This window comes from Cupriavidus sp. 05N38 (genome assembly GCF_056397345.1).
The window spans coordinates 68,799-81,629 of the sequence record NZ_JBFTNF010000021.1; the positions used below are offsets into that span (position 1 = coordinate 68,799).

A 12,831-nucleotide genomic window follows, 5' to 3' on the forward strand; every position below is an offset into this window, starting at 1 on the left:
ACACCAAGAAAAAGAGCCCATCATGCTCGACCTGATCCTGCGCAACTGCTCGCTCCCGGATGGGCGCACCGGCATCGATATCGGCATCGCCGGCGATCGTATCAAGGCCGCGGAGCCGGCCCTCACGGCGCACGCGGCCACCGAGGTCGACGCTGCCGGCCAACTGGTGACGCCCCCCTTCGTCGATGCGCATTTCCACATGGATTCCACGCTGTCCTACGGCAAGCCGCGCATCAACCAGTCCGGCACCTTGCTGGAGGGCATTGCGCTATGGGGCGAACTCAAGCCGCTGCTGACGCAGGAGGCCATCGTCGAGCGCGCGCTCGCCTATTGCGACTGGGCCGTKGCCAAGGGGCTGCTGGCGATCCGCTCGCACGTGGATGTTTGCGACCCGCGCCTGCTCGCCACCGAGGCGCTGCTGCACGTGCGCGAGAGGGTCAAGCCCTACCTGGACCTGCAACTGGTGGCGTTTCCGCAGGACGGCGTGCTGCGCGCGCCTGGCGCGCTCGACAACCTCAGGCGGGCGCTCGACATGGGCGTGGATGTGGTCGGCGGTATTCCGCATTTCGAGCGCACCATGGCCGATGGCGCGGAATCCGTGCGCATCCTGTGTGAACTGGCCTGCGAGCGCGGCCTGCGCGTGGACATGCATTGCGACGAGAGCGACGATCCCTTGTCGCGCCATGTCGAAACGCTGGCGGCGCAGTCGGTGCGCCTGGGGATGCAGGGCCGGGTCACCGGCTCGCACCTGACCTCGATGCACTCGATGGACAACTACTACGTGTCCAAGCTGATCCCGCTGATGCGCGAAGCCGGCGTGGCCGCCATCGCCAACCCGCTGATCAATATCACGCTGCAGGGCCGGCACGATACCTACCCGAAGCGCCGTGGCATGACCCGGGTGCCGGAACTGATGGCCGCGGGCGTGCCGGTTGCCTTCGGCCACGATTGCGTGATGGACCCGTGGTACGGGCTGGGCTCCGGCGACATGCTGGAGGTGGCGCACATGGGCCTGCACGTGGCGCAGATGACCGGGCAGGATGCCATGCGCGCCTGTTTCGATGCGGTCACGAAGACACCTGCCGGCATCCTGGGCCTGGAAGGCTACGGTATCGCGCCCGGTTGCCGTGCCGACCTTGTGTTGCTGCAGGCGCGCGATCCGGTGGAGGCGATCCGGCTGCGCGCCACGCGGTTGCTGGTGCTGCGCGGCGGCAAGGTGGTGGCCAGCACGCGCCCGGCTACCGCCACGTTGCATCTGGCCGGCCGGCCAGGGCAGGTGTGCTTCCAGCCATGACCGCGCGCGCCACCCGGGGCAAGACGCGTTCTTGAAAGAAAGTACCGAGGGGCAGTTGACAGGATATTCCGCACTCGGCATAATTCAATTCTTCGCAGCGCTGCAGCAATTCAGGCAGCAAAACGAAGCCCAGATGGCGAAATTGGTAGACGCACTAGGTTCAGGTCCTAGCGGTGGCAACACTGTGGAGGTTCGAGTCCTCTTCTGGGCACCAAGACTCGATAAAAAAGGCCGTTGCTTACGCAGCGGCCTTTTTTTTATGGCGCGTCCTTTGTGGCGCGGCATCGGGGTGGCGAAAGCCGTGGCGATGCCATCCCGCGACCGGTGCAACTGCCGGCCCCGGGCGCGCAGGCCCGGCCGCCGAAACCCAGGTCGTGCGGCGCCGCACGAAGGTAAGCGTGCAGATCCTAACGCTTGCGCCGGCTTTGACCTATGCTCAAGCGAAAGTCGTAGCTTTTTTCGAGCCAGGGGTGCAGTCATGGCCAGGGGCGTGTCATCTCCGAGCAGCACAGGAGGCGGTGCGGGCAGCGCTGCTTCCGGGCATTGCACGAGCGTGTCCCATCTCCATCCTCATGCCTGCTGCCTGCGCTGTTGCTCCGTACTTGCCTTCCTTGTCGCCACGCTGGCGCAGGCCGAAGAACGCCCGGCCGGCGGCGGCGCCGGCCTCGCCTGGGATCCGTTCGAATCCGAATCACCCACCCAGGTAGCCAGCAACGAAGCTGTCGTGGTGGTGGTTGTCATGAAGCCTGCCGCGTCGGACGAGCAGTCGGGCGCGTCAGCCGCAGTCCCCACGGAATTGCCGGCAGGCGCCACTGCCGCCCAGCCCAGCCTGGCGGCCTCGCTCGGCGGCTGGGGCCGGCCCGCCGTGGCGCTCTCATCCGGGCCGCCTTCCACTGCCTACAACGATGCGCCCGGCCCGCTGGCCGCGGCCGCCGGCATCGTCTACACGGAGCCCGCTCCAAGACCCGCGCGGCCCGCGGTATCGCTGCACCTGGACGATGTCACGAGCGCTACTGGCTATGTCGGCAACCGCGTGCAGAGCCTGGCGCTGGCGCTGGATACCGTGCTGCCGCAGGCCGGCGGCCTCACGATCCAGCCACGCGTGCAGATCGCCTACCAGTCCGGCGCCGACAGGGGTGGCTCTGGCTTCCTCGGTGTCCAGCCAGGCGATGCCAGCGCCGCCGAGGTGATGGTGCGGCTGTACCGCACCCAGCCCACGCGGCTCACCGGCGCCAACGGCATCTATCCCTTTGTCGAAGCGGATCTATGGCAGGACCGCAAGCAGGTCATCAATATCAATGGCACGCGCATCGATCCCGACATGCTGCGTGGCCTGCTGTCGCTCAATGTGGGCGCGCACGGCAGCACCAACGGTGGCGTCAAGTTATGGCTCAAGCTGAAGGCCGGCCGCAGTCCGGGCGGCACCTTGGGCGCGCGCTATCGCTGGTAGGCAGGTCTCTCGCAGGCAGCAGGCAGGCAGGGCAGGCTGTTTGACGGCCTGGGGAGAGGTGTGCCATACGGATGTAAAAAACGCTTGCATTCATGCGCCGCTGCGCTACAATGGCGACCTCGCGTGCGGCTGTAGCTCAGTTGGATAGAGTACTTGGCTACGAACCAAGGGGTCGTGGGTTCGAATCCTGCCAGCCGCACCACCTATTAAAAGGGCTTCCAGAAATGGAAGCCCTTTTTCATTTGGGCTCCGCTGCCAGCTTCATGGCAGTTGGCCTGCATCATGCCGGAGATCCGAGGCTATCCCGCGTATAGCAACCCTATGCGACAGGCCCATCGGAAACCAAGGACGAAGCGCGTGACCATCGTCCGCCAATTGGTCCGGAAGAACGAGGCCTTGGTCTTGCGGGCGACTGCACGGAAGGGACGAGCTAAGAGCCACCATGATCGCGACCTGCGTTGCGCTACGCTCTTTGCAGGACGCCAGGCGGCGGGTTTCATCGGCTGGCGGATTCGCCTTTAATACCTGGCAGCTTCCGGCAAGCGGCGCGACATACCGGGCGCACCGTGCAATGTCTACCATAGCGGAAGACGGCCGCAGCACTGGGCACCATACTGTGCGGAAACGCACATATGCGGAGAACGTCGCTGCCACGCGGATGTCCGGAGAATATGGAACCCCGCTCGCCTCATTGGGGATTGCCGGGCTTCCCGACACGGAGCTTCCTGATCTCGTCGCGGGCGCCTGCGGCCCGGGATTTCGCGCAGGCTTGACAGGCCCTTGTGCGTTGCTCGATCGCGCAGCGCCCGGCTTCCCGACCGGGCGGCGGGCCTGGAATAAATGCCGGCCGCCACGCGTTTACCCAGGCGGGCCACATTCCTTCTTCAGGGGAGGCATCGTGCACGATTCGCCACGCCGGATCCGCGCCACCCGCGTGCATGCGGTCGCCAGGCTCATGCTCGCGACATTCGCGGTGCTGGCGATTGCCGTCGGCGAGGCACAGCAGGCCGAGACCGACAGGCACCCCGATCGGTACGTGCTTGCGCCGCAGCGATCGAGCGTCACACTCGATGTCGTCGCCTTCACGCACTCAAGGATCCGCATGCGCTTTCACCGCATGAGCGCGCAACTCGAAGGCACAGGATCAGGTCTTGAGTCGGGCCGCGTGACGGTGACGATCGATGCCGCAAGCGTCGAGGCGCGCCCGCGCTTCCTGTCCGCGATTATCCGGGGCGGCGGCATGCTCGATGTCGCCAGCTATCCGGAGATCAGCTTTGTCAGCACCAGCTTTGCCAGCACCGGCGATGGCGGCGGGCGGCTGCTCGGCGACCTTACGATCCGCGGCATCACGCGTCCGATCAGCCTGCTCGTGACACCGGACGCCCCCGCCGGCGATCCGCATCGCGAAGGCACGCTTGCCTTTTCCGCGGCCGGAGACGTCAGCCGCCGGGAGTTCGGCTTTGCAACATGGTTCCCCGCCGTGGACGACGTCGTGCACATGGTGATTCAGGTGGAGTTCGTGCATGGGCCCTGACGGGCCTGGCAATACCGGGGCGGCTGAAATCCTGCATGCGTACGGGCCCTGCGGCGTCTAGACTCAAGCTGACGTTCCGCTGCGGAAGGTAATCATGCATCACTCAGTCGAGGCTGCGCCGACAGATCCCTCGGTAAGCGCTCCTGGTCCTGGCGACGGCCGCCCGGCGCGCCCTTCGTCCGTGGTGGAGGCAATTGACCGGATCGCCCGGTGCCACAATGTGCCGAGGGAAGTTATTCAATGGGAATTCTGGAGCGCGTGGGACGCACTTTCGACCGATGCGAAGTTCCCGGACTATGTTCTACTGTTGGCGGAGAAGAGAGTCAAAGAAGCACTTCGACGACGAGGGCAACGCGTCACGGGCGCTTGAGCCTCGCCATTTGCAACAGCACGGAGCGTCCGGAACCCTATGTCAAAGGCAATCAAGAAACAGTACCTGAAGGCACTCAACCGGCGCTTGAAGAAAGTGTCGGCAGGCAGGTTCGACACGGTATTCGTTTTCTATCCGGTCGGCTCAAAGCCGAAGGATGCGACTGGTGTGACAGCAAGTGCGTCCGTCGATGACCAGGTCCTCACCATCATGGATGCTGTCCAGGCTCGGGTATTGGCCAGGTTCGAGGCTTCGGCAAAGCAACGATAGGCCAAGTATGCCGGCGACGGCGGACGGCCTGGACGTCATGACGCTCGCCGACCGGCGAGCCGCGCTAGCGCACTACGACCGTCTCGGGTTTGCGGGCGTTCTGGTCGAGACCGGAACCCCACCGCCTACCTGATGTTCTCATCCCAGTAGGACTCGACTTGCCTGACCAGGTCGGGCGGGAGTGAAACATAGTGTTCGGCGCCGGTGTCTGCCTGCCCTTCGTTCAGCGCCCACCTGAAAARGGCGAGGGCGTCCTTCGCCGTCGCCGGGCTCCTTGACGTCCTGGGCATGATCACAAACACGACGCCGGCAATGGGCCACGCATTGAGGCCTGGCGCATCGGTTGCCACCTGGTAGAAGTCCGCGCTCTTCTGCCATGCGGCAGATGCCACCGCGGCGCTGAACGTTTCGCGCGTGGGCGCAACGTAGTTGCCTCCGCGATTCTGCACGGATGCGTAGGGGAGTTTTCGCTGCAAGGCATAGGCTAGCTCGACATAGCCAATCGCGCCCTTGACGTTCTTCAGATAGATGGCGACACCGTCATTGCCGTTGGCGCCGATCCCCACGGGCCACTTGACGGTGGTCCCGGCGCCGACGCTGGCTTTCCACTCACCGTTCACCTTGGACAGGTAGTCAGCCCAGTTGAATGTGGTGCCCGAACTGTCACTGCGATGGACCACGACGATCTTCTGCGGGGGAAAGCGCATGCCTGGATTGATCGCGGCGATGGCAGGGTCGCTCCAGTTGACTACCTTGCCCAGGAAGATATCCGCGAGCAGCGGGCCGGTCAGGCGGATCTGGCCTGGTGCGATCCCGTCCAGATTGATCACCGGCACCACGCCGCCGATGACAAGCGGAAACTGGACGAGACCTGCCGCGCGCAACTCATCTGGCTTGAGCGGCATGTCGGAGGCGCCAAAGTCGACGCTGCCGGCCTTGATCTGCTTGATGCCGTTGCCAGACCCGGTGGCTTGATAGTTCACCTGCTGTCCCGTCTTGACGTAATACGTGGCCGCCCATTTGGAGAGCATGGGATAGACGAAGGTCGAGCCGGCACCGGTTATCTCGCCGGCTCGTGCGGACATGAAAAATACCGCGATGGCACAGGCGACGCTCACACGATGCCACACGCTCCAGCAGATCCGGCTACCACTCATTTTTTCCCCAATTCATGTTCATTTCCTGGATAAGTCGAACTATTCATTGAGCCCCGCTGGCTACGCTCCTCTCTCCTCGTATTGACTAGCTATCAAGCATAGATTCTTGCCCGCAAACCTGAAGCGCATTTTTTGAGTTGCGTGCGATTTTCCTGGTATGGGAATGACTCGGACCGTGCCCTGCATGGCTTTGGCACGCCATTCGTTTGGTACGCTATTCGAAGCGCCTGGATGTGCCGACCGCGGTATGCCTATCCAGGATGGAAGCCTTGCAGGAGACATTACTTCCTCTTTGGAATTTATAAGCATATACGGATGAGCTGATATCGCTATTGAAGATAATTTTCAGAATAAAATTCATGGAATTGAATATTTCAATTTCATGACAGCGATGTCCCGTGCGGTTCTAAGTCGGCCTTATCAGATAAGGAGAGTCGCCACTGGCTGCTGGCTTGGCATGCTGACGCCAGATCAGGCTGCGCTTCGCTGGCAAGGGGGGGCATGTCCGGTGCCTTGGGTCAGGACCAAAGGACGGACCTGTCTGGCGAGCGTCGCGAGGGCTGCGCCCCGTGCAATGGCGCGGCTGGCCACATCGTCAGGCATGTCGACGGTCTCGCGTCACCGCGGACAACGCCAGGCGGCTGCGCGGTGGCGCTCGCCACTCAGGCCGGCGGCTGCCCCGTCTGTGCCAGCAGTTCGACTAGCGTGGGCAGATCGATCGGTTTGACCAGGTGCAAGTGGAAGCCTGCGGCACGGGTGCGCTCCCGGTCTTCGGGCTGGCCAAAGCCGGTCATGGCGACGAATCGCGTGCGTGCGCATGCTGGCAACTCACGCAGCGCGCGCACCGCCGCCAGGCCGTCCATGCCGGGCATGGCGATATCGATGAGGGCAAGATCGGGGTGGCATCTGGCGGACGCGAGGATGCCTTGCTCGGCATCGTAGGCGGTCACCACCTCATGGCCGCGCAGCGTCAGCAGCATGGACAGGCTGTCGGCCGAGTCCTGGTTGTCGTCGATGACAAGTACGCGCAGGCACGCCTCGCGTGCCGCCGCCGCGCGTGATGCGCTTGCCCGCTCCGCGCTGGCCGGCGGGGAATGATAGGGCAGGCGGACGGTGAAGGTGCTGCCTTTGCCCAGCCCGGCGCTGGCGGCGGAAATGGTGCCGCCATGCAGCTCCACCAATGAGCGGGAAAGGGACAGGCCGATGCCCAGCCCCCCGCTATGGTTGCTTGTCCATCGGTTGACCTGCACGAACAGGTCGAAGATGCTATCGAGCGCGTCGGCGGATATGCCGGCCCCCTGGTCGGAAATCCTGAACATGAGATGACGCTCACCCAACGTGCCTGCCACGTCGATGATGGAGTGCTCGGGCGAGAATTTCGATGCGTTGACCAGCAGGTTCTGCAGTACCTGCACCAGCCGCGTGCGGTCGGCGGTCAGGACGACGGGCACAGGCGGCAGATCGACGCGCACGGTCTGGGCGCGCGCCTCGAGCACCGGTGCCGTGGCCTCGATGGCATGGGACACCAGTTCGCGAAACTCCACCGGGGCCAGCCGCAGTTCGATTTTTCCGGAGCTGATGCGCCCCACGTCGAGGAGGTCGTCCACGAGCCGGGTCAGGAGCGTGATCTGGCGGTCTATCAACGCGTGGCAGCGTTCGACGACGTGGCGGCCATCAGGCAGCAGCTTCATCGCGTTGAGCGCGTTGCGAACGGGTGCCAGCGGATTGCGCAACTCGTGCGAAAGGGTGGCGAGGAACTCTGTCATGCGCCGGCTGGAACGCTCCAGTTCTTCCGTGCGGCGCCGCTCGGTCATGTCACGCGTGACCTTGGCAAAGCCCCGCAGGACGGCGGTTGAGTCATAGACCGGGGTGATGATGACATTGGCCCAGAAGGTCGAGCCGTCCTTGCGCACGCGCCAGCCTTCGTCTTCGACACTCCCCACGCGGCGCGCCGTGGCGAGCTCGCGCTCGGGCTTGCCGTCGGCGATGTCCTCGGGCAGATAGAAGAGCGAGAAATGCCGGCCCAGGATTTCCTGGCGGGTGTAGCCCTTGATCAGCGTGGCGCCCGAATTCCAGCTGATCACGCAGCCGTGCGGGTCGAGCAGGAAGATCGCATAGTCCTTGACCCCTTCGACCAGCAAGCGCAGGATTTCCTCGCTTTGCCGCAGGGCCTCCTCGGTCCGCCGGTGTTCGGTCAGGTCGCGGGTGACCTTGATGAAGCCGCTTTCCTGGCCGTCGGCATCGCGGATGGCCGTGATGATGACGTTGGCCCAGAAACGGGTGCCATCGGCGCGGACCCGCCAACCTTCGTCTTCGAACCGGCCTTCCAGCCGGGCCACGCGCAGTTCGTGCTCCGGCCAGCCGCGCGCGATTGCCTCTTCGGTGTAGAACCTGGAGAAATGCTCGCCGAGTATTTCATTGTCGGCGTAGCCCTTCATCTTCCGCGCGCCGGCATTCCAGCTCGTGACCCGCCCGGCCGTGTCGAGGGTAAAGATTGCATAGTCCACGATGCTCTCCACGACCTCGCGAAAGCTGACATCGGGCGAGATCGAAGCACCGTGCGGGCGGGGGGCTTGCGAAGGGGCGGCAGGGGCGGGGGCGTTCATGACCGATGGCGCGAACAAGGTGTGGTCTTCAAAGCATACACGCAGCCGGCGTTCTATGCGAAAGCCGGGAGCGCCGCGGAACTTGCCGGGAGCCGCCGCGCGTGGCGGGGCGCGTGTGCAGCCTGTAGCCGGTATGGGTCGGAACAGCCAGGCCGGCAGGGACTTCGTTGCGCGCGGGGTCCCGGCGGGTGCGGGATGGGCATGTTTTGCCATTGGATCCGACACCGGCTTATCATGCTTTTCATAGGCAAGTCCAATAATGGAATCCGATGCTCCTCCGTCATATCCGTTACTTCCTCGCCGTCGCCGAGAGCGGCAACTTCACCCGGGCGGCCGAGGTGCTGCATGTCTCCCAGCCGACCCTTTCGCAGCAGATCCGGCAGCTCGAAGAAACCCTGGGCGTGCAGCTGTTCGACCGGTCCGGGCGCGGCATCCGGACCACTGACGCGGGACAGGCGTACCTGCTCTATGCGCGCCGTGCGCTGCAGGATCTCGAAGCGGGGAAAAGGGCGGTGCACGATGTGCAGGAACTGACGCGCGGCAGCCTGCGGCTGGCGATGACGCCGACCTTCACCCCCTATCTGGTCGGACCCCTGGTGATGGATTTCAACGAGCGTTATCCCGGCGTCGCGCTGAGTGTGCTGGAAATGCCGCAGGAGCAGATCGAACAGCTGCTGGCGGAGGATCGCCTCGACGTGGGGATCGCATTCAGGGATGTGCGCCTGGTGGATATCGAAGTCCAGACCCTGTTGGTGGAGGCGCTGGCGCTGGTGGTGGGCACGAGGCACCGCTACGCCGGCAGGCGTACGGCTTTGACGCTGAACGAACTGGAGGGCGAGCCCTTTGCCTTGCTGACCACCGAATTCGCGACACGCCATTACGTCGACAACTACCTGGGCCGGATCGGCGTGGTGCCGCGGATCGCGCTCGAGGCAAACTCGGTCAACGCGGTGATCGAGGCGGTCCAGCGCGGCCGGCTGATGACGGTGCTGCCCGCCGCCATCGCGCAGGAAAGTGGCGGCTTGTGCAAGATAAAGCTGGAGCCGCCCCTGCCATCGCGGGAAGCCGCCTTGCTCCAGCGCAAGGGCGCGTACCGAAGCGCCGCCGCGCGGGCGTTCATCGACTTTGCCCTGGAGGCGTTGCCTGGCTGAGCCAAACGCCTGCGCGGCGGCCGGTGACCTGGCCCTACCCGCCGGTAACCGGAGGAAACAGTGCCACCTCGTCGCCGCTCCTGAGCCGGCTCTGCATCGTGCAGACGGCCTGGTTCAGGGCCACGCGGACCGGGCGGTCGTCACGCAGCGCGTCGCCGATGGCGCCACCGCGGCTGGCAAGATGAACACGCAGATCCAGGACGGTGGCCACGCTTGCCGGCGCGTCGAGCGTTTCCTCGCCTAGTCCGGCGGCCTCGCGGATGCTTGCGAAGTACTTCAGATGTAGTTTCATGGGTCTCTCGAATCAGGTCGCGCCCGTGGCGGTGTTGTCCGGCGGCGTGCGCGTGGGGAGCGTCGGCCTGATGGTAGAAGGGGCAGCCCCGGGGCAATGGGTACAGTGCCACGCCCACCGGCGCAGAACAGTTTGTGGCCCGGCGCGCCGCGACAGGATCGACTTCGGATCGGTCGCGGGTGACGCGGCCCACACAATCCCCCCGGACAAGACGAAGCACAGTTCCGGTGCGGGCCGACTGTACTGCTCGCACGGGTGTCGGTCTGTGCGTACCCCGCGACGCCTCCCGCACTTACTCTGGCTGTACTGCATGCAGAGCGTGCCGTCGCCCCGGATCCGACCGCGGCCGCCGATGCCATTCTTGAGGACATTACCGCCATGAGCTCACCTGCACCCGAAAAGGGCCACATCGCTCCCTACACTCACCCTGCCGCCGGGTGGGGGGCACTGAAGTACGTGGCCATCAACCTGATCAAGGAGAGGGTTGCCGGAGGCAAGTACAAGACGCTGTTCAAGCAGAACCAGGCCGACGGCTTCGATTGCCCGGGCTGTGCCTGGCCGGACAAGCAACACGCCTCGACCTTCGAGTTCTGCGAGAACGGCGTCAAGGCGGTTGCGGCGGAGGCGACCAGCAAGCGCGTCACGCCCGAATTCTTCGCAAGCCATACGGTGGCGGAGCTGATGCAGCAGACCGACTTCGAGCTCGAGCAGCACGGCCGCCTCACCCATCCGTTGGCGTACGACCCGCAGACCGATAAATACGCGGCCGTTTCGTGGGACGACGCCTTCGCCATCATCGGGCGCCACCTGAACGCCCTCGATGACCCGGACCAGGCTGCCTTCTATACCTCGGGCCGCGCCAGCAACGAAGCCGCGTTCCTTTACCAATTGTTTGTCAGGGCATACGGCACCAACAACTTCCCGGACTGTTCGAACATGTGCCACGAGGCCACCAGCCGCGGGCTGCCGGTCACGGTGGGCGTGGGCAAGGCCACCGTGGTGCTGGACGATTTCGAGCACGCCGACACGATCCTGATCTTCGGCCAGAACCCGGCGACCAATCATCCGCGCATGCTCGGCGAGCTGCGCGAATGCGCCAGGCGGGGTGCCACCATCGTCTCCATCAACCCGCTGCGCGAGCGCGGGCTGGAGCGGTTCTCCAGCCCCCAGCATCCGGTGGAAATGCTGACCGGCTCCAGCACCAGGATCGCGTCGATGTTCGTGCGGCCCAGGCTGGGCGGCGACTTTGCCCTGATCAAGGGCCTCGCCAAGCGCGTGATCGAGCTCGACGACGACGCGGTCGTGCTCGGCGCGCAGCGGGTGATCGATGTCGGCTTCATCCACGAACACACCAACGGTTTCGAACAGTTCGCCGACGATCTGCGGGCGCAGAGCTGGGCGGAACTCGTCGAGGAGTCGGGCGTGAGCCGCCAGGACATCGACGCGCTGGCGGACGTCTACGTCAACGGCAAGCGGGTCATTGCCTGCTGGGGCATGGGCCTCACGCAACACAAGAACTCGGTCGGGACCATCCAGTTACTCTCCAACCTGATGATGCTGCGCGGGAACATCGGGCGCGAGGGCGCCGGCCTGATGCCGGTGCGCGGCCACTCCAACGTGCAGGGCGACCGCACGGTCGGCATCGAGGAGCAGCCTGACGACGCGTTCCTCGACCGCCTCGGTGCCACCTTCGGCTTCGAGCCGCCGCGCAAGCACGGCTACGACGTGGTCAATACCATCTCGGCAATGCTCGATGGCCGGGTCAAGGTGTTCGTCGGGCTGGGCGGCAACTTCTCGATCGCCACGCCGGACACGCCGCGCACTTGGGATGCGCTGCGCAAGTGCGAGCTGATCGTCAATATCGCCACCAAGCTCAACCGCAGCCACCTGGTGCATGGCAAGGCAGCGCTGTTGCTGCCCACGCTGGGACGGACCGAGATCGACCTGCAGGACGGCGTGGCCCAGGGCGTGACCGTCGAGGATTCGGTCTGCATGGTGCATATCTCCTACGGCATGAACGAGCCGGCATCGCCGGACCTGCTGTCCGAGACGGCGATCGTTGCGCGCATGGCGCAGGCCACGCTCGGCTCCGGCAAGATCGACTGGATGTGGTACGCCGGGGACTATGCACGCATCCGCGACGCCATCGAAAAGGTGCTGGACGGCTTCGAGGACTACAACGCGCGCGTGGCGATCCCGGGCGGCTTCCACCTGACGCCGGCATCGCGCAACCGCGTCTGGAAGACCGCGTCGGGCAAGGCCGAGTTCGTGGTGAACAGCATCGAGAAGGACACGCCGATCAGCCGCGCGCGCGCGCGCTACGGCGATGCGCTGATGGTGATGATGACCACGCGCTCGCATGACCAGTACAACACCACCATCTATGGCCTGGACGACCGCTATCGCGGCGTCTTCGGGTTGCGGCGGGTGGTATTCATCAACGCCGCGGACCTGGCGCGGCTGGGTCTGGCCGCGGGGCAGCACGTCGATATCACCAGCGTCTGGGACGACGGCGTCGAGCGCCGGGCGGAGGATTTCCGGCTGGTCGAGTACGACATCCCGCAGGGCTGCCTGGGTGCCTACTATCCGGAAACCAATCCGCTGGTGCCGCTGGAGAGTTGCGGCGACGGTTCCGGCACGCCGACATCGAAGTCGATCCCCGTGCTGCTCACACCGGCCGTGCAGCGGCTTGCCGCGGCATGAAGCT

General features: G+C 64.9%; 10 protein-coding genes and 2 tRNA genes. 9 read left to right on the plus strand and 3 right to left on the minus strand.

Going from position 1 to position 12,831, the window contains the following annotated elements:
* Nucleotides 1-22 precede the first annotated feature (22 nt).
* The 7 genes from AC1DK4_RS17245 to AC1DK4_RS17275 all read left to right on the plus strand — a co-directional run bounded on the left by AC1DK4_RS17245 (nucleotide 23) and on the right by AC1DK4_RS17275 (nucleotide 4,918).
* Entirely contained in the window at nucleotides 23-1,294 is a 1,272-nt protein-coding gene (locus tag AC1DK4_RS17245) for an amidohydrolase family protein (RefSeq protein WP_441643247.1), read from the plus strand.
* 127 nt (nucleotides 1,295-1,421) lie between these two features.
* Nucleotides 1,422-1,508, plus strand: a tRNA-Leu gene (locus tag AC1DK4_RS17250).
* 339 nt (nucleotides 1,509-1,847) lie between these two features.
* On the plus strand, nucleotides 1,848-2,744 hold the full coding sequence (locus AC1DK4_RS17255) for a hypothetical protein (RefSeq protein WP_441616906.1): 897 nt from the start codon (nucleotides 1,848-1,850) through the stop codon (nucleotides 2,742-2,744).
* A 125-nt stretch (nucleotides 2,745-2,869) separates the two neighbouring features.
* Nucleotides 2,870-2,946: transfer RNA gene (locus AC1DK4_RS17260), tRNA-Arg, on the plus strand.
* Between the two features lie 696 nt (nucleotides 2,947-3,642).
* Nucleotides 3,643-4,278, plus strand: coding sequence for a YceI family protein (locus tag AC1DK4_RS17265; protein WP_441643246.1), 636 nt, complete (start codon nucleotides 3,643-3,645; stop codon nucleotides 4,276-4,278).
* 94 nt (nucleotides 4,279-4,372) lie between these two features.
* Nucleotides 4,373-4,648, plus strand: a complete 276-nt coding sequence (locus tag AC1DK4_RS17270) for a DUF3562 domain-containing protein (protein ID WP_441616902.1) — start codon at nucleotides 4,373-4,375, stop codon at nucleotides 4,646-4,648.
* 39 nt (nucleotides 4,649-4,687) lie between these two features.
* The gene (locus AC1DK4_RS17275) at nucleotides 4,688-4,918 is read left to right on the plus strand and encodes a hypothetical protein (RefSeq protein ID WP_441616900.1); all 231 of its coding nucleotides are present in this window, start codon (nucleotides 4,688-4,690) and stop codon (nucleotides 4,916-4,918) included.
* 125 nt (nucleotides 4,919-5,043) lie between these two features.
* Here the strand turns inward: AC1DK4_RS17275 and pstS are convergent, their stop codons facing one another.
* Together pstS and AC1DK4_RS17285 are read right to left on the minus strand one after the other, a co-directional pair.
* A complete protein-coding gene (gene pstS / locus AC1DK4_RS17280) occupies nucleotides 5,044-6,036 on the minus strand; it encodes a phosphate ABC transporter substrate-binding protein PstS (protein ID WP_477131658.1) in 993 nt (330 codons plus the stop codon).
* Nucleotides 6,037-6,737: 701 nt separating this feature from the next.
* Entirely contained in the window at nucleotides 6,738-8,681 is a 1,944-nt protein-coding gene (locus AC1DK4_RS17285; RefSeq protein WP_441616896.1) for a PAS domain-containing hybrid sensor histidine kinase/response regulator, read from the minus strand.
* A 269-nt stretch (nucleotides 8,682-8,950) separates the two neighbouring features.
* On the opposite strand from AC1DK4_RS17285, the gene cynR reads away from it, so the two are divergent.
* The gene (gene cynR, locus AC1DK4_RS17290) at nucleotides 8,951-9,832 is read left to right on the plus strand and encodes a transcriptional regulator CynR (RefSeq protein ID WP_441616894.1); all 882 of its coding nucleotides are present in this window, start codon (nucleotides 8,951-8,953) and stop codon (nucleotides 9,830-9,832) included.
* A gap of 34 nt (nucleotides 9,833-9,866) precedes the next feature.
* On the opposite strand, the gene moaD is transcribed toward cynR, so the two are convergent.
* Nucleotides 9,867-10,124, minus strand: a complete 258-nt coding sequence (gene moaD, locus AC1DK4_RS17295; protein ID WP_441616893.1) for a molybdopterin converting factor subunit 1 — start codon at nucleotides 10,122-10,124, stop codon at nucleotides 9,867-9,869.
* A gap of 378 nt (nucleotides 10,125-10,502) precedes the next feature.
* Between moaD and AC1DK4_RS17300 the strand changes: the two genes are divergently transcribed.
* Nucleotides 10,503-12,827 carry an FdhF/YdeP family oxidoreductase gene (locus AC1DK4_RS17300; RefSeq protein WP_441616891.1) on the plus strand — a complete coding sequence of 775 codons (2,325 nt, stop codon included), beginning with the start codon at nucleotides 10,503-10,505 and terminating at the stop codon, nucleotides 12,825-12,827.
* Nucleotides 12,828-12,831: the final 4 nt, after the last annotated feature.